This is a genomic window from Shewanella sp. MF05956 (genome assembly GCF_059758055.1).
Window position 1 is genome coordinate 156510 of sequence record NZ_JCAYNV010000011.1, and the last position, 16784, is coordinate 173293.

Genomic DNA, 16784 nt, shown 5'->3' on the forward strand with positions numbered 1-16784 from the left:
CTCTATCAAAATAAATCTCTATCCATTCATGAATGGATCAATCGACTTGGTGGTTAAAATTAATTATTGGTAAAAGAAACAACTTGTCCAGTACCAGGGTTATATGTCACACCTTTAGCACCTGCGGTCGTTAAATCAGGTGCGGGTGTTGCCACACCACTAGCCTGGTTCAATACTAATGAAGCCACTTGATGGTATACGCACAAATCCAGGTTGTTTACTGTAACGCCATCAATAGTGGTTGATGAACCGCCTGCAGCGTTAATCACCCTAACAGTGTAACGCTGGTCACTTGCGTCTTCATTAAACAACACGTTTCGTGGTGCATTTTGCAATACCGAATCAAACACCTGTTGGCATGCCGCATTACCCATTGAGTTGGCGCTGGTGTTTGTTGTACCGGTTGGGAAACCAAAACGAGTATCTAATGACACCGTCGTTCCATCTAACACCACACTGGTATTACGACGGCCATCGACTTCCCACTGTGCACGCACAAAGCTTACTGCTGTGGCTAAACCACCGGCTACACCATCAACACTAGCATCTTCTGCATCATCGGTAACATTTAAAAAGCGTGGAATTGCTGTCGCAGCTAATAAGCCTAAAATGACAATCACAATAACCAACTCGATTAATGAAAAACCTTGTTGTCTTAATTTCATATTACCTCACTTTTTTAAATGTTCTTATAATAGATAAAAATGCTAATACGCCTAGAACTTACATAATATTAGCAGCTTATTAAACTTTTTACGTCAGCGATAGCTTTTTTACTGTTCCGCCGATAAAAATATCACACGCCCAGTTTGTAACTGGTAACTTAAACTCGATTGATTAGGTGAGACGTAGCGACACACCTGCTCTGTTTTTTGATACACAACGGTTAACGATAATTCAGTGGTGCTTGTTGCCAACAATTGCTGCCAAAGCTGTTTACAACCCTTATCATCATAGGTATCAACAATAGGCCAACCGTTAGGTGATAACTGAATCCAATTATTTGTGCCTATTAAATCTGCTTCGGTAGCATCTACTTCTGTTGAATCTACTTGCGCAGAAGCACTAGTCTGTCCAGTTTTTGACGATGCAACGCCTGCATTACCCTTAGTATTATTAAGCACATTTGGTGCCACATCGTACCAGGATAATAACATTTTGTTAGGCCTACCCGAAGCTAACCACTGACTTCGTACCATAGCTAAGACATTCAAAAGCCGATTATGTTCAAATGCTACACTCTGACTGGTTAAATTGGGTGCAGTGTTAACATAACGCGCGCCCAGTATCGCCAATACAATCAGTAACACTACGATGGCGACTATTTTACCATACACGCTGAGTAAATCATCATCGGCCTTTTGTTGACTTAACATAGTGTTATCCAATGAAGTGTGAACATGTTGAGTTTACCCACCTTTCACTACTTTTAGCATGTCCCACATTGGTAAATAGATACCTAGCGCAAGGATCAGCACAATACCGGCAACAAAACCAATTAAAATAGGCTCTAATTTTGCGGTAAGGTTCTTTAAATCGTAATCCACTTCGCCCTCATAAAAATCTGCCGCATCGTTTAATAGCTGATCTATTTGGCCAGTTTCTTCACCCACCGCGACCATTTGCAATACTAATGGAGTAAACAGATGGCTGGAATTTGACACTCTTAACATCGACTCGCCAGATTCAATCCCACGGCGCATCCCGACAATTTTATCGTGCATATAGGCATTGTCGACTGCATCGGCAACTAAACTTAATGCTTGTGTCATTGGCACACCAGCGCTGAGCATCATTGAAAAACTACGGCAATAGCGTGACAAAGTAGAACGCTCAATAATCGAACCGACGACCGGAATGTGTAACTTCCATAAGTCCCACTGTTTTTCGCCCTTTTCGGTATGGTGCCAGTAACGAACCCCAATAATGGTCCCAATTAAGGCCACCAACATTAACAGCCAGTAATTCACAAACAGGTTTGAGGTGGCAATGAGTATTTTAGTTGCCCAAGGTAAATCAGCACCAAATCGCGAAAACATATCGGCAAATTTAGGGATAACCATAATATTAAGAATAACCATCGCAATCGTAATCGCTATCAGCACAAAAATAGGATAGCGCATCGCCGCTTTAATACGTCGACGGGTTTCTTGTTCGCGCTCGATGTAATGCGACAGTTGAATGAACGCATCTTCTAATTTGCCGGTGTTTTCACCCACGTGGATCATCGATACAAATAAAGAATCAAATACATCAGGGTGCTGGTTCATTGATGACGATAACGGCCGACCTGATGTTAACTGCTCTGAGATATCACCTAGAGCATTTTTCATTCGCTGCGAGTGAGTGGTTTCAGACAATCCTGCAATCGCGCGTAAAATAGGAATGCCAGAACGCGTTAGCGAATACATTTGACGACTAAATATTTGTAATTCTTCTAACGATACCTTGCTCTGAAACAACGCCACAGAAAACGATTGCTTAGGCTTAACTTCAGTGAGTTCTAACGGGATAATGCCTCGAGAAAGCAATATATCGGCTGCGGCACTTTCACTCGCTGACTCAAGCAAGGCTGTCACCGCTTTACCTTGTGCATCACGACCACGATATTGATAAGTAGGCATAATTACGCCCCAACGCCAGGCGGATTAACTAAATCGGCTGACAATGCCATGTTTGATTCAGTGACATCTTCGACTAACTTCGCCACCTCTTCTAATGTGGTCGTCCCTTGAAATAAATACTCCATTGCCGAATGGGCTAACGGGATAAAGTTCGGGCTACGCAAAGCAGCTCGAGCAAAATCTTGTGGATTACCAGTGCGCATAGCATCAATCATATTTTCATCGAGTTCTAAAATCTCAAAAATACCAATCCGACCTCGATACCCTGAGCCATTACACGTTTGACAACCACTGCCCACTTTAAAGGTCGCACTGTTAATATCTTGCTTAGTCACACTCGACAACCAGCTGCGCTCTGCTGCCGTAGGTTGATAATCTACCGCACAGTTGTGGCACACTCTGCGCACTAATCGCTGCGCAATAATGACTCGTAATGCACTTGCAACTAAGTAACTTGCCGCGCCCATATCTAGTAGTCGCAAAGCACTGGTTACCGCATCATTGGTGTGCAAGGTTGATAACACAAAGTGACCCGTTAATGCGCCTCGTAAACCGATTTCAACGGTTTCTTGGTCACGCATTTCGCCCACCATGATGATATCGGGATCTTGGCGCAAAGTGGTACGCAGTACATTCGAAAAATTTAAGCCGATTTTGTGGTTTACTTGCACCTGGTTAATACGCGGTAACTGATACTCTACCGGGTCTTCAACGGTAATGATTTTTCTATCTGGCGTGTTTAACTCACTTAAAATACCATACAAGGTCGTGGTTTTACCGCTACCCGTTGGTCCGGTGACTAATAACATGCCGTGAGGACGTTTAATTTGTTTGCGAATACGCGCCACAATGTGTGGTGGCATGCCGGTTTCGTCTAGAGTGCGCAGCCCCGTGGTTTGATCTAGCAAACGCATTACCACAGATTCACCATGATAAATGGGCATGGTAGACATACGCACATCGATTTTATGACCTTTAATTTCGATATGAAAGCGACCATCTTGTGGCATACGCTTTTCTGAAATATCTAAACCCGCCATTAGCTTAAGGCGAAGCACTAATGCCGAGGCAATATTCACTTCGCTTAGTGTATTCTCATGCAATTGGCCATCAATACGCTGACGAATACGCAACACTTTTTCGCCGGGTTCAATATGGATATCCGATGCCCGCATTTGCACTGCATCTTCAAAAATCGACTGCAATAACTTAACCACTGTAGTTTCGTTATCGGCATCGCCCTCAGTTAAACTACTAAGGTCGAACATGTCGTCGGCGGCATATTCTTCTTCAAGCTTACCGGCAATTTCAGCAATTTGCCCAGTGCGGCGATATAAGTTATCGAATGCATCTAATAGCTGCTGCTCGGGGGCAACCGCCAGCATTAATTGCTTAGGTGCGACCAACAATTCTAAATTATCGATGGCTTGTAAATCGGCAGGATCGCTCATTGCAATCAATACATGATCGGCACCGCTTTCAACCACTAGAGCACGATAACGACGAGCTTGTACCTCAGGCAGAATGTTAACCACTTCTGCGGCGATAGGCCTGCGGCTGATGTCTAAGTAAGGTAAATTCAACTGCTGCGACAAAAACTGCAATAATTGATCTTCACTGATACTGTTAAGATCAATCAAGGTACGGCCGAGTTTTTTACCGCTATTACGCTGCTCTGTTAATGCTTGCTGCAATTGTGCTTCGGTAATAATCAGCTCTTGCACCAGAAGATCACCTAAGCGCATCTTTAACTTTGGTTTCATCGGTTTTCTCCTAGCTGAGCTAATCGGGTTTCAATAAAGTTCATGGCTGACGTCGATAATCCTTCATAGCTTAATGCTGAACGATAAGCTTGAGCCGCTGGAATATATTTTGTTTGAGAGTCTAAAGCATAACCTAGCCCCATCCACCAGCGGGCCTGAGTAGATTCGGCTTGCAACAAATTCCGGTATGCTTGCTCTGCTAATATAAAATTTTGGCTACTTTGCGCTAACTCGGTTTGTGCCACCCATTTGTCGCGGGCCCAGCTTGAATTATCGGGGATTGCCGCCAAAGTAGTATTGGCACTATCAAAGGCTTTCACTTCAACTTGAATCCGCGCCAGAATCACATAAAACTCCCACTCTTGCGGGAACATACTAATCCCGCTTTCTAATAAACGCATGGCGGTAGTGGTATTGTTTTGAGCGTAATAAATAGCCACCAGCTGCTTGCGGGCTTTATGTAAACTTGGCTGCAAAATAATGGCTTCTAAATAAAAACTGGCTGCGTCATCTACATTTTGCGATTTTTCAGCATCAACCGCCTTGCGATATTGTAATTGCGCCATTTGAGTTTTTGTTAACACAACCTCTTTAACCGTCATGTTATTTGAGGCCGCAGTGGAATCGACTGTAGCTTGCTTAGCACTTATATTGGCTTTTGCAACGACTGGCTTATCGCGAGATACAACATCTGAAGTCCTATTTTTTGCGACTACCAGTGATGATTCTTTAACCTCTTCATCTCTATCTTTTGCGGTTAACTCTGAGGTACTGATTGCAGGCTCGTCGGCTTGCTTTAAAAGAGTAGGCTCATTTGAGGTTAACGCCGCTGATGTAACAGGTGCAGTAATCACTGATTCGGAAGCTAGTGCAATAGGCTCGCTTTCACTCTCTGTTAACGCGGTGCCACTTACGATTTTGACTGCGTCATTATCAAGATGATTAACTACCGTAGCCGATACCGCAGTGCCACTGCTGGTTTGAGTGGAATCGGCAACGTCTGGTTGCTGTTCATTTGTCAGTTTAATAGACGCGTCTGGAGCGTTATCATCTGCATTATTAAGCCTTATGTCTGTTGTGCTTACCTCAGCCAATTGTGGCTCAACCGATGAGTCAGCTTGTTGGTACATTGACACACCAAACCATGCCGCAGGGATTAATAGCAGTAAACAAACACCCGCAGCGATTAATGGCGAGCGTGACTTTTCAGTTGGATAATATTGAACTTGCGGACGAACAAACTCCCCCTTCGGTTGGGAAGATGCTGAGTCTGATTGTGTTGAATCGGGTTTTTCACGCTGCTCTAAATCTCGCAGCATTTTTATTATCACACTCATTAATGCTCACTTATCCGTGTCAACCACTCACCGCCTATATCCATGAATCCCAGCATTAGCATCAACGCGAGTAATAACATAATCACTAGCATACTAGAGCGTGAAAAACCTGAGCGGTCGGTTAAATTAATATCTTCAGTGTCACGTATTGCGGCTCGGCAATGCTTGGTCGACACACGTTGACTCCCTTCACCATAACAAAGCAGTAAACTTTTATGGGTCAATATATTTACCAAGCGTGGGATGCCGCGAGCGGCTTTGGCTAACAATTTAATGTCGCTTACTGCAAATAAATCGGGGCCTTGATAACCTGCAATACTTAGCCGATATTGAATATAAGCGCGTATTTCATCCCAACTTAATGGTCGTAAATGGTAGCTAAATGTGATCCGCTGGCGTAATTGTCTAAATTTAGCTTGTGCGAGCCGCTCATCTAACTCGGGCTGACCAAATAACACCACCTGTAACAACTTACGACTTTCGGTTTCTAAGTTTGTAAATAACCGCAATGCTTCAATACTGTCGTCGGGTAAAGCCTGGGCTTCATCGAGCACGAGCACGACATGGAAGCCTTGATGATTTAATTCGAGTAATCGCTCATGGATCAAACGCGTTAATTGTTGCTGATCGAGTTTATTAGGTAGTGCTAATCCTAACTCTGCCGCCACCGCAAAACGTAATTCTTTTGGGGTTAGATAAGGGTTAGGCAAATAAGCGCAGTGATATTGATCAGGCAAATCATTCAATAATTTCCGGCAAACTAATGTTTTCCCCGTTCCCACTTCACCGGTGACTTTGATAAATCCTTCACCAGTTTCTAACGCTGTTTGCAACACTTGCAAGGCTTCTACATGGGGAGCTAAACCAAAAAAGAATCCCGTATTGGGCGTCAGCGTAAAAGGCAGCTGCGCCATGCCAAAGTGTTGCAAATACATAACTATTTACGTTCCATCATTACTTAGAAGGATACCAACGTTCAATCAAATCTTGCGAACGCTTGAGTTCATCTTTCCAGGTGTCTAAACCCACCACTGTTGGCTTAAGTAAAATAATTAACTCGGTTTTTTGCTTTGATTTGCTACGACTCGTAAAGGCTTCGCCCAAAAATGGGATATCACCTAAAAATGGTACTTTCGATACGGTTTCGATGTTTTCACTCTTCATTAAGCCACCAATCACCACCACATCGCCTGATGCAGCTCTAATGACCGTATCCGACTCGCGGATCTCACTTTGCGCTAATGGTAGCTCTAACGTTGAATCGCTAATTTGAATAATTTTGGTTTGCTCTTGCACGTCAATAACCGACGGATGTACGTGTAATAGTACATTGCCATTTTCATCAATTTGCGGCGTTACATCTAAAGCAATACCAGAGAAAAAGGGGGTTAACTCAACCTCTGGCGTGGTCACGGTGGTGGTCGATGACACTGTTGTGGTCGACACGTCGGTAACAAAGTATTCGTCGTTACCCACTTTAATCACCGCTTTTTGGTTGTTGGTCGCGGTCACTCTTGGGCTTGATAGCACATCAACATCACCTTGAGTGTCGAGTAAACTAATCATGGTACTAAAATCAGTACCTGTAACGTTAAGTGAAGTTACACCACCGATCACTGAAGAAATGGTATCACTTAATCCTTGGCCTGCAGAGGTACTGAAATTAATGTTGGTACTATCCACATGCCCTAATAAATTTTCCCACTGAATACCTTGCTGATAACCATCAGATAATGTCACTTCTATTATTTTGGCCTCTAAAATCACCTGGCGTTGCAAATGGCTTTCAGCTGTAGTCAAAAAAGCCCGAACTTGTCTTAACTCATTAGGAAAAGCGCGAATGGTCACTAAGCCCGCTTGCGGAGTCACAACCACCTGACGCCCGCCACCGGTTTCACCAATAATTGACACTAATGTGGCTTGTAGCTCACCCCAAAAGTCAGTTTTAGTGGTGGAGCGGATAAAGGTACCGTTACTTTGTTCATTACTGCCCGAGCTGCTGTTGCTGTTAGAACTGCTAGAGCTACTAGAACTACTGTTGTTATTGCTACCGCTACTTGAGTTGTCATTATCATCTGAGATACGGCCTGAACTCACGGACGTTAACGATAAACCTTCACGTTGCATATACAGGTAATTTAATGGATATGTTTCTGTGCGCATTCCTGATGGGAAAACCCGTAAAATTCGGCCCTGGCGGCTCACTTCGTAACCGTAAATATCTTCAACGACTTGCAGAGCTTCAGACAAGGTGACCGCTTTTAGTGATAACGAAATGGTCCCTTGCACATCGGGATGCACTGCCACACTTAATGGCGTGTCTTTAACTAAGCTAGGGAAAAAAACTCGAGCATCAACATTATTTGCCGACACATCAAAGCGACGCTCTGCAGGGAGCACTTTTGCTGAGGTAAGCACATTGCTACCATTCAACTCGCGCTGCACTTCTGCAGGCATGGCGGCTGGCGGCGGAGTAACAGCTGCATTAGCTTGTGCTTGTTGCAATGACTCAGATAACGTTGACTTAACCGTTTCAGGATCCGGTCTATCTGTTGTTTGACAAGCAACCAAACACAGCGACATCAGAGGGGTAACATATTTAATTACTTTCATTTTTATTCTTATCCTATCGCTCTGTTATCGACTGAAATAGCTGAAGTTTTCTGCCATCTGACAAGGTAACGCTGTCTTGGCCTATCGAAGTTACACGTAGCCCTACACCACTAATCGTGTCACCCACTGAGAGAATATTGTTATTAATTACCGCATATGCACGCTGCCCATTGACGATACTGTTAAGCACCATGGTTTGCTGGGGAGCGATATTCGAACTCACAGCAACATAACCCTGGCCGGGCAAGGTTGGATCTCGTAACGATTGGGCTTCTGCGTGGGAAGCAAGCACTATTACGCTACTGACCATCACAGCCAGTGCGTTAACGCTAATTCTGTTTAGCAACACTGATAAAGTCCTTATTCACACTCAGTGTGTAAAGTTCTAATTGAGCTAACGCATTAGGATGTGTCTCAACACGATAATCCAAGCGCTTCCAATATAATTTGTCTGGCATATTTTCCACCGCAGAGACAAACGCTAAAATGGCAAAATAATCACCTTGTAGACTTAACTTAATACCATGACTGTATAAATTAACATTACTGCCCTCACCCATATTTAATAATGGCGTGGGTGCAATGGAGGCGAACGATTTAAGGGTCACACCTTTTACATTACCCAGTAAGTTAGCTAATACTGTCGGCATATAATCTGCTGGTACCATATCAACCATTTGTGCGTCTAACTCGGCATCAATGGCTAACATCTGCTCATTCACTAGCAATAAACGTTGCTGGTAATCTTGATTAGGATCTAGCTGCAAGCGCTCTTCATATAAAGTAATTTGTTGCCGTGATATATCATTTTCTTGGTTTAAGGTAGTCAATTGCCTTTGCATTAATTGCCGTTGTTTCCAAAGAGATTCCAAAGGTAAATACAACAACATGCCAATCACAACAACACTCGCAAGCGCAATTAAGACTCGCTCCCGTTGGCTGAGCTGATTAAACTTTTCTGACCAGTTCGCCCATTGTTGCTTCATTGTGAGGGCTCCTTGTCAGCAGTTTGACTGGTTAATTTGAACATTAATGGTTGATCATCACCCCGGTCCATCGTCATAGCTGAAAAAGCATAACCCTTTAATGTCGAGGTATTTTTCAATCGATCAATCCATAATGGAATGCTTTGTGGATTGCGACCATAACCTTCGAATTCGATGCGCTGCGGAGCATTATCTTGCTGAGAAATACTGATATGGCTGAGCCATACGTTGGCGTCTGCGACGACGGCTAAATCAGTCAACATAGGCGAATAGCCCTGGCTGATAAGGTTTTTACGCTGGCCGAGTTCATCTTTTAAACGTATTTTTAAATCTAGACGCTGCTCTTCCAACTCAACTTGCGCCACTAAGGCTGAATCAGGTTTTCTCGCGGCAATTTGCGCTTCTAACTGTGTTTTTTGTGCCATTAACTGATCTTTATCATTACTCGCTTGCTGCTGAACAGCGTGTAACTGATTTTGCTGCCACGATCCGATGCCATAAAAGGCAATGCATAGGCCAAACAAGAGCAATAAAGTCACCGCTAGGCGTGTGAGGGTTAATCGCTGCTGTTGCGGCAATAAGTCGGCAGTATATAAATTAACGCTGGTTTTTATCACGCATCACCTCGTGTTAATTCTTGTAATGCTAACTGAGCGAATAATCCACTCATACCATCATGGGTTTGTGCATGCACTTTTTGATTGAAATTGGCCCCAACTAAGTTGGCTAACGCGCTACTATCGCCATCTGCGGCAATGGTAATAGATGTTACAGGCGCTTGGCGAAGTTGGCTTTCGAAATAATCCATCGAACGTTGGATTTCAAGACTTAAGTTATCAGCAATACCTTGTTGTAATTCATCGTAAGTTGCTGAGCTGAGCTGATTAAAACCACGCACTCGACGTTGCATTAACACTTCACCCGCTTTCACTACCATGAGCAAAAGCTCTTGCTGGGGTAAATGTGCGACTAACATGTGCGCCATATTGTCGTTAGGCAGCATATGCCTTAGCACTAACTCCTCAATGCTAATACCTGCAATGGTTAAACTGCTTGCTTCACATGCCGACGCAAATTTCATGAGTAACTCACGGCTCGTCACCACGACACTGAGTTTGGCGCTTGGGATAATGCTAGACTCAAAATAGTCTAAATGAATGTTGCCTACCGGTTCTGACACCATGTCTTTAATCGCCCAAATTAATGCTTGGGCAATTTCAGTTGTTTCAACATTGGGTTTGTCGGCTTGTAAAAGTTGATAATGAGCATAAGACAAGACTAATTGCATTCGAACATGGCCAAATTGTACTTTTAGCTGTTCAAATGCCTGGTTCCAATTGTGTTTAACCACCGGTATTTTCGTAATGGTATTAGCAGATGTCCCTTTTTGAGTTTTACACACCCATAACGAGCTGTCAGAGATAAAAACACCGACCTCTCCCGTTATTTTGGATGACTTCCAAAAGGCTAATTTACTCAAAAAACCACTTTTCATTACGCGTCCCATACTCACTAACGTGATAATTATTCGAGATTATTGGTTTACTATACGATGAAAAAACTCAATAAAACCCATTCTACCCCAAAAATCCTGAACATAACGATGACTAAAACAATATCTCATTAGCGGGTTAGTGTTTTTTGCGTAATCGCTCATCTCAAATGATGAAAACTTCACCTCAAACACATTGTTAATGTTTTAATTTTGTTACATTAATAACAATATAGCATACCTAATTAAAGACCAATGCAAAAGTGAAGAAACTAAGCACTTATACTTTAATATTGAAGTATTAGTCTTTTTGACGTTAGCTCTCTACTATTTGATCTAAATACTCACCCTGCGCCGCACTAACGCCTAAAATTTTCAATGTTTGCCACTCTTCAAAACATTCTACACCTTCAGCAATCACCTTTACCTCAGCACGGTATAGACCACCAATTAAGCTTCGAATAAACAGTTGATTTTCTGAACGTTGATGCACTTGCCTAACAATCGAACGGTGCAATTTTACTAAATCAAAATGGTGCTCTTGAATATAGTGCGTCCCTACGACATGTTGACCAACATGATCTACGGCTAATTTCGCCCCCATCTTTCTCAGCATGTCTAATGATTTAACGAGAGCAGGATTACTTTGATGTTTAACAATGATATCTTCTGACACCTCAAAAATAAGCCTTGAAGCCAAAGGTCGATGCTCAAGTAAGGTTGACTGAATCCAACGCACAAAAGCACGACTCACTAACGTATCGAGACTCAAATTTATACAGTAAGTCGCCGTGTTTTGAGGCATTAAATCAAACAATACTTGCGATAATATTTGCCGTTCGATTTGCGGCATTAGGCCACACTTATTGGCCATTGGAATAAACAAGGTCGCACGCACTTCATTACCCTGATTATCAAGGGCTCGGCTAAAGACTTCGTAATGCAGGATACGGTTATCACTGTCGACGACAGCTTGTTGCAGCGTAAAGAAACGTTTTGCCACCAGTGCATTTTCAAGAAAGCTGCGCCACCGCACAGAACCTTTGGCAATTTCTTCATCGACAGCGCCTTTGTCATACATAAACCAGTTATTCACTCGTTGTAATTGCGCCGCGCGCAATGCCATTTCGGCCTCTTCAACTAGCTGAACTTGTAAGTCGCCTGCTTTAAAAAATGCACTGCCTAAATGTAAAAAGTTATCCGGATTGCCTAAACCATAAAAAGGTAACGCTAAGCAGGTTTTTAGTACCCGTTGAGCCAATTGATCCGCTTCAGCAAGCGATAATTGAGGAATGACAATCACTAATTGTTGATAGCTTCTGCGGGCAAAAATACTGTCTTCGTATTGAGCTAATACCGCAGTTATGGCTTCTGTGGTTAAAGTAAACATAGCTTTAAGGCCACTTTCACCTAACTCTTCTTCCACTAAATCCATGTCGTCAAACTCAATCAACATCAATACCCCATGGGCAATCATTTTTTGATTATGACTTAATGCATCTAGGCGATTTTGAAAAAAGATGCCGTTACCGATTTGAGTTTGTTTGTCTAAAAAGGTGTCTTTGCGAATAAACTGGTCTAAACGTCCACGTTCTTTATGAGCATCATCCAGATCGCTCAATAATTTGCTGATCGCCCGATTAATCATTCGCGGCTTACCGTTTGTGGGCACTTGAGCTGCTTGAACTAAATCGCCTTCTAAAATTAATTTACTGCGTAAAGCAAGTTGTTCAATGCCGTCAAGTTCTCGGGAATACCAGCCATGCCCAAAACGAACAAAAATCCCGATGGCAATAAAACCGATAATAACAATAACCAATTCCGACCAACCAAGATTATATAAAGAAAATGGCGGTGGCATGGTGAGTGATAATCGCAAATCATTATCAAGTTGATTCTGATATAGAGTAAGGCTATTTTTGGCAACACTTAAGTTGTCGTGATGATATTCATACAATAATTTATCACCCTGACTTAAGCTGAAATCAACGGCATTATAAGCAGACAATAATGGTGGCAACCAAGTAGACAGCTGGCTATGGTCTTGCCGATTACTGTGCTCAACCAGCATAATTTCGAGTTCAGTGACTTTTTGCTGCTGAAAAGTATAGGTGAGTTGTATAAAACTCATGATTGCGCACAGAAGAAACACAAAGGCGACTGCCGCTAATGAAAGTAACCAAAAACTGGTTAATTTTTTTGTAAGGATCTTGGTGAGTTTCATTTATCCGCTATCCTGCTGGATTTATTTTTATGGTCTAGCCCAATTAAATCTTTATCAGTATAACGATTGTGCTCTATAAGTTCACTAGGGCCTATTGATCTTTTCTGGTTGAGTTTTGTTCGAGTTAAAAACGTTTTAATCGAGGCGAATGGATTGATGCCTAGTCATCTAAGCAACTCTTTATTTGCAAAGAGTCATTCAACAAAGAGTAAAACGTTTTTAGCCGAACCCTTTCGGGCAGTGTTTGTTGGCCATTTTTAATGCGTTATCGACTTTTCATATGGAATCACTACACCCCAAAGTCTCTGCCGCGCATTTGTATATCTGAATAATGGCCAACAATTCACTGCAAAAACAATATTGAAAGATTAACAGGCCCTAGTTGTTTAAGCGCATATAAAAAAGGGGCTTTCGCCCCTGTGTTTATCGTCGATATAACTTAATACTTTAGACTTTATATTCACTCGGCAATGTAGTGATTTTAGCTACGCCAGAATCTATTGCCGCTTGCGACACTGCACGAGCAACAATAGGCAATAATCTAGGATCCATGGGTTTTGGAAGTACATATTCTGCACCAAAACTTAATGAAGTCACTTTAGGGTAGGCCGCTAGCACTTCTGCTGGCACAGGCTCTTTGGCCAAATTAGCGATTGCATGCACTGCCGCTAACTTCATTTCATCGTTAATAACAGCAGCACGCACATCTAATGCGCCTCTAAAAATAAACGGGAAACACAATACGTTGTTAACTTGATTAGGGTAATCACTGCGTCCAGTCCCCATAATTAGGTCATTGCGAATAGCATGTGCTAATTCGGGTTGAATTTCAGGATCGGGATTTGAGCACGCAAAAATAACTGGATTAGGTGCCATTAAGGCAATGTCTTCAGCCGCTAACAAATTGGCACCTGACAACCCTAAAAACACGTCCGCATCTTTAATCACATCTTGCAGAGTACGTTTGTCAGTATTATTAGCAAACAGCGCTTTGTATTCGTTTAAATCTTCACGGCGAGTATGGATAACCCCTTGTCTGTCGAGCATATATACGTTTTCGCGTAGCGCACCACACTTAACAATCATGCTCATACAGGCAATGGCGGCAGCCCCAGCACCTAAACAAACAAATATCGCATCATCAATTTTTTTACCTTGGATTTCTAAGGCATTCAACATCCCTGCGGCGGTAACAATGGCCGTGCCATGCTGATCATCATGAAACACCGGAATACTACAACGCTTAATAAGTTCGCGTTCAATTTCAAAACACTCTGGTGCTTTGATATCTTCTAAGTTGATGCCGCCAAACGTGTCTGCTATCGACTCAACAGTATTGATAAAGTCTTCGGTGGTCCGGTGTTTAACTTCAATATCAATAGAGTCAATATTGGCAAAACGCTTAAATAAAAGCGACTTACCTTCCATGACAGGCTTTGAGGCTAATGGGCCTAAATTGCCAAGGCCTAAAATCGCGGTACCGTTAGTAATGACCGCGACAGTGTTACCTTTATTAGTATAGCGATAGGCATTTTCAGGGTCTGAGGCAATCTCACGTACGGGTTCGGCTACACCAGGGCTATACGCCAAAGCTAGGTCGTGACTAGATTGGGCTGGTTTCGTGAGACACACAGCCGTTTTGCCTGGAACGGGGAATTCATGATAATCGAGAGCTTGTTGACGAATATCTGACATTGTATACATCCTGAAATGCGCTATTTAGTATCATTAAAATTGTGACTAGCACTATGAACACATTAATTATGCTAATCATCGAAAGTGTTTTAACGATACGCTATTACCGTGTTGATAGAAATCAAAAACTCAGTGACAGGATGAGTTGACCGGCCTAAACAAGCTTAGGTTTTGTTAATCAAACTAAACTAACATGAATATATATAAATCAAAGAGTTAAAAATGTAGGAAAATAACAAGATTTAGCAGAATAAACCGTTTTAACAGGCGTTATTTGTTATTTATTTTGCTTAAATAACAATAAAAAGAGTTTTAGGCATTTTTGCATTGTTTACAGCTTAAAAATAAGTTTCCACTACAGCACAATGTCATTATGCGAACGCTAAAAACAAAAAAGGCGCCAAAGGCGCCTTTATGAAGTTAATTGCAGGGCAATTACTTCTTAGCAAGCACGCTGAAACGCTTGTTGAACTTGTCAATACGACCACCAGTATCAACAACTTTCTGAGTACCAGTATAGAATGGGTGACATGCGCCACATACGTCTAAGTGCAAGTTTTTACCAGCAGTAGAGTTCACTTTGATGATGTTACCACAAGTACAAGTTGCAGTGATTTCAGCGTAATTTGGGTGAATACCAGTTTTCATTTGGAGTACCTTAAATTGAAGGCCATGTCGCCATCACAACCCGAAGTTGGACACCACATGAAGTTAATAACAATATGTTTTAGGCGCGAGATAATACAGTGTCCGACAAGCTCAGACAAGTAGAATTTATAAACGCCCATGCTTTAGCAAACTAAGACTACCTCTGCTTACGCTCAAGCGCTTCATAGGTCAGTCGATCTTTAACTGCGTTTTGATATTGCTGTAGCATTTGGTTTGATGGGCAATCTAAGTGACTGTCGGCCATTAAGAGGTAAATTTTCTGTTTAAAGAATGCATTAGGGTTGGCATGGTATAACGCTAGCATGGCACCATAGACATTTGTGTGTAGCTGTTGATGATTACGCGTTGCCACACGCCATAAATTGTCGTCAGGGCGCTTATCAATTGAACATTGCTGCACACTTTGATTTTCTAGCACATCAGCTTTTACTACATCAGCTACAACTTCAGTCACATCGGCGACATTAATACGATGACTCGTGGTGACCTCAGTGCCTATTTTGGTATGGTCGACTGAAGCGGCTGCGGCGTTCACCTGGATATGTTGTGATGCCGCTTCTGGTGCTTTTTTAGGAAGTGTGCGTGTTGGCGCTTGGGCTATCGCGCGAGTTTGGCCTTGTTGACTGGCCACTAAGTCGTCAAATGTCACTCTATCAACATCAACATTTTGGTACTTCACTAAAATATTCGCAGGCGGACAACGCAATGAGCTGTCTAGCTGTAACATACTAATTTGATTTTGATAAAAAGCTTGTGGATTGGCCTCATACAAAGCCAGCATGGCCCCATAAATGTTAGACCCCCACTGTTTACGATATCTAACCGCAATTTTCCATAATGAGTCATCCTGCTGCTTAAGAATATTGCAGCCTTCTAATAACTCTTGAGTGGCTGCCAATACAGGTGCTTTAGCCACAACTCGGGTGATTTCTGCAACCTGTTGTACAGACGAGGACGAAGTGGGTAACTTCATTTTTTTGATGGCAACAGGCTGGTGATTACTGGTTGGTAATACTTGATTAAATAACGGCACAGGTGAATATTGTTGCCATTTAGCATTGCGATACTCAGAGACAATTAATGCAGAGTCAGGATCACGTAGCTGTTCTTTACCCGACAAAATAAACACGTCGTTACCTTGGCGTTCTACATCGAGCTTTTCTAATACAATATTATCTTGATAAATCTGGCGTAAATAAAACGTTAGTCGAGACAAATCATGATGTTCAGTCACAACATTAACGGTTAATGTGGGTAATTGACCTTGTTCAAAGGCGGCGGTATCAATACTAATATGGCTGACTTCTGCAATGGCTGCAGGAATATAACCCACAGCGAGTAATGCCATTATGGCTAGCACCTTTACGCCTTTCATCAAATC

The 16784-nt window shown here is 42.4% G+C and carries 15 protein-coding genes; all 15 read right to left on the reverse strand.

Going from position 1 to position 16784, the window contains the following annotated elements; all coding sequences use genetic code 11:
• Nucleotides 1–59: 59 nt before the first annotated feature.
• The 15 genes from AC19MX_RS13695 to AC19MX_RS13765 all read right to left on the reverse strand — a co-directional run bounded on the left by AC19MX_RS13695 (nt 60) and on the right by AC19MX_RS13765 (nt 16778).
• A complete protein-coding gene (locus AC19MX_RS13695) occupies nt 60–665 on the reverse strand; it encodes a pilin (protein ID WP_432400851.1) in 606 nt (201 codons plus the stop codon).
• Between the two features lie 108 nt (nt 666–773).
• On the reverse strand, nt 774–1376 hold the full coding sequence (locus AC19MX_RS13700; protein ID WP_498298764.1) for a hypothetical protein: 603 nt from the start codon (nt 1374–1376) through the stop codon (nt 774–776).
• A gap of 33 nt (nt 1377–1409) precedes the next feature.
• Nucleotides 1410–2624 (reverse strand): type II secretion system F family protein, encoded by a 1215-nt coding sequence (locus AC19MX_RS13705; protein ID WP_498298766.1) that lies wholly within the window; start codon nt 2622–2624, stop codon nt 1410–1412.
• Nucleotides 2625–2626: 2 nt separating this feature from the next.
• Nucleotides 2627–4387, reverse strand: coding sequence for a GspE/PulE family protein (locus tag AC19MX_RS13710; protein ID WP_498298768.1), 1761 nt, complete (start codon nt 4385–4387; stop codon nt 2627–2629).
• Nucleotides 4384–5724 carry a tetratricopeptide repeat protein gene (locus tag AC19MX_RS13715; RefSeq protein WP_498298770.1) on the reverse strand — a complete coding sequence of 447 codons (1341 nt, stop codon included), beginning with the start codon at nt 5722–5724 and terminating at the stop codon, nt 4384–4386. Before AC19MX_RS13715 ends, AC19MX_RS13710 begins: the two co-directional genes overlap by 4 nt.
• Nucleotides 5724–6659, reverse strand: a complete 936-nt coding sequence (locus tag AC19MX_RS13720) for an ExeA family protein (RefSeq protein WP_432400841.1) — start codon at nt 6657–6659, stop codon at nt 5724–5726. Before AC19MX_RS13720 ends, AC19MX_RS13715 begins: the two co-directional genes overlap by 1 nt.
• A 19-nt stretch (nt 6660–6678) precedes the next feature.
• Nucleotides 6679–8337 carry a pilus (MSHA type) biogenesis protein MshL gene (gene mshL / locus AC19MX_RS13725; RefSeq protein ID WP_432400839.1) on the reverse strand — a complete coding sequence of 553 codons (1659 nt, stop codon included), beginning with the start codon at nt 8335–8337 and terminating at the stop codon, nt 6679–6681.
• Between the two features lie 13 nt (nt 8338–8350).
• Nucleotides 8351–8686, reverse strand: a complete 336-nt coding sequence (locus tag AC19MX_RS13730) for an MSHA biogenesis protein MshK (RefSeq protein WP_432400837.1) — start codon at nt 8684–8686, stop codon at nt 8351–8353.
• The gene (locus AC19MX_RS13735; RefSeq protein WP_498298772.1) at nt 8667–9323 is read right to left on the reverse strand and encodes an MSHA biogenesis protein MshJ; all 657 of its coding nucleotides are present in this window, start codon (nt 9321–9323) and stop codon (nt 8667–8669) included. Before AC19MX_RS13735 ends, AC19MX_RS13730 begins: the two co-directional genes overlap by 20 nt.
• Nucleotides 9320–9940 (reverse strand): PilN domain-containing protein, encoded by a 621-nt coding sequence (locus AC19MX_RS13740; RefSeq protein WP_498298774.1) that lies wholly within the window; start codon nt 9938–9940, stop codon nt 9320–9322. Before AC19MX_RS13740 ends, AC19MX_RS13735 begins: the two co-directional genes overlap by 4 nt.
• Nucleotides 9937–10818, reverse strand: coding sequence for a biogenesis protein MshI (locus AC19MX_RS13745; RefSeq protein ID WP_498298776.1), 882 nt, complete (start codon nt 10816–10818; stop codon nt 9937–9939). The genes AC19MX_RS13740 and AC19MX_RS13745 overlap by 4 nt, the downstream gene beginning before the upstream one ends.
• Before the next feature lie 313 nt (nt 10819–11131).
• Nucleotides 11132–13039: an RNase E specificity factor CsrD gene (gene csrD, locus AC19MX_RS13750; protein WP_498298778.1), complete on the reverse strand. Its 1908-nt coding sequence runs from the start codon at nt 13037–13039 to the stop codon at nt 11132–11134.
• 447 nt (nt 13040–13486) lie between these two features.
• Complete coding sequence (locus AC19MX_RS13755; protein ID WP_432400827.1) at nt 13487–14734, reverse strand: malic enzyme-like NAD(P)-binding protein; 1248 nt, start codon at nt 14732–14734, stop codon at nt 13487–13489.
• Between the two features lie 435 nt (nt 14735–15169).
• Nucleotides 15170–15382 (reverse strand): 50S ribosomal protein L31, encoded by a 213-nt coding sequence (gene rpmE, locus AC19MX_RS13760; RefSeq protein ID WP_432400825.1) that lies wholly within the window; start codon nt 15380–15382, stop codon nt 15170–15172.
• Between the two features lie 157 nt (nt 15383–15539).
• A complete protein-coding gene (locus AC19MX_RS13765; RefSeq protein WP_498298780.1) occupies nt 15540–16778 on the reverse strand; it encodes a hypothetical protein in 1239 nt (412 codons plus the stop codon).
• Between the last annotated feature and the right edge of the window lie 6 nt (nt 16779–16784).

Coding starts and splice junctions, on each gene's coding strand:
- AC19MX_RS13695 (WP_432400851.1), bottom strand. CDS start 665: ATGAAATTAAGACAACAAGGTTTTTCATTAATCGAGTTGGTTATTGTG.
- AC19MX_RS13705 (WP_498298766.1), bottom strand. CDS start 2,624: ATGCCTACTTATCAATATCGTGGTCGTGATGCACAAGGTAAAGCGGTG.
- AC19MX_RS13715 (WP_498298770.1), bottom strand. CDS start 5,724: ATGAGTGTGATAATAAAAATGCTGCGAGATTTAGAGCAGCGTGAAAAA.
- mshL (WP_432400839.1), bottom strand. CDS start 8,337: ATGAAAGTAATTAAATATGTTACCCCTCTGATGTCGCTGTGTTTGGTT.
- AC19MX_RS13735 (WP_498298772.1), bottom strand. CDS start 9,323: ATGAAGCAACAATGGGCGAACTGGTCAGAAAAGTTTAATCAGCTCAGC.
- AC19MX_RS13755 (WP_432400827.1), bottom strand. CDS start 14,734: ATGTCAGATATTCGTCAACAAGCTCTCGATTATCATGAATTCCCCGTT.
- rpmE (WP_432400825.1), bottom strand. CDS start 15,382: ATGAAAACTGGTATTCACCCAAATTACGCTGAAATCACTGCAACTTGT.
- AC19MX_RS13745 (WP_498298776.1), bottom strand. CDS start 10,818: ATGAAAAGTGGTTTTTTGAGTAAATTAGCCTTTTGGAAGTCATCCAAA.
- AC19MX_RS13765 (WP_498298780.1), bottom strand. CDS start 16,778: ATGAAAGGCGTAAAGGTGCTAGCCATAATGGCATTACTCGCTGTGGGT.
- AC19MX_RS13720 (WP_432400841.1), bottom strand. CDS start 6,659: ATGTATTTGCAACACTTTGGCATGGCGCAGCTGCCTTTTACGCTGACG.
- AC19MX_RS13700 (WP_498298764.1), bottom strand. CDS start 1,376: ATGTTAAGTCAACAAAAGGCCGATGATGATTTACTCAGCGTGTATGGT.
- AC19MX_RS13710 (WP_498298768.1), bottom strand. CDS start 4,387: ATGAAACCAAAGTTAAAGATGCGCTTAGGTGATCTTCTGGTGCAAGAG.
- csrD (WP_498298778.1), bottom strand. CDS start 13,039: ATGAAACTCACCAAGATCCTTACAAAAAAATTAACCAGTTTTTGGTTA.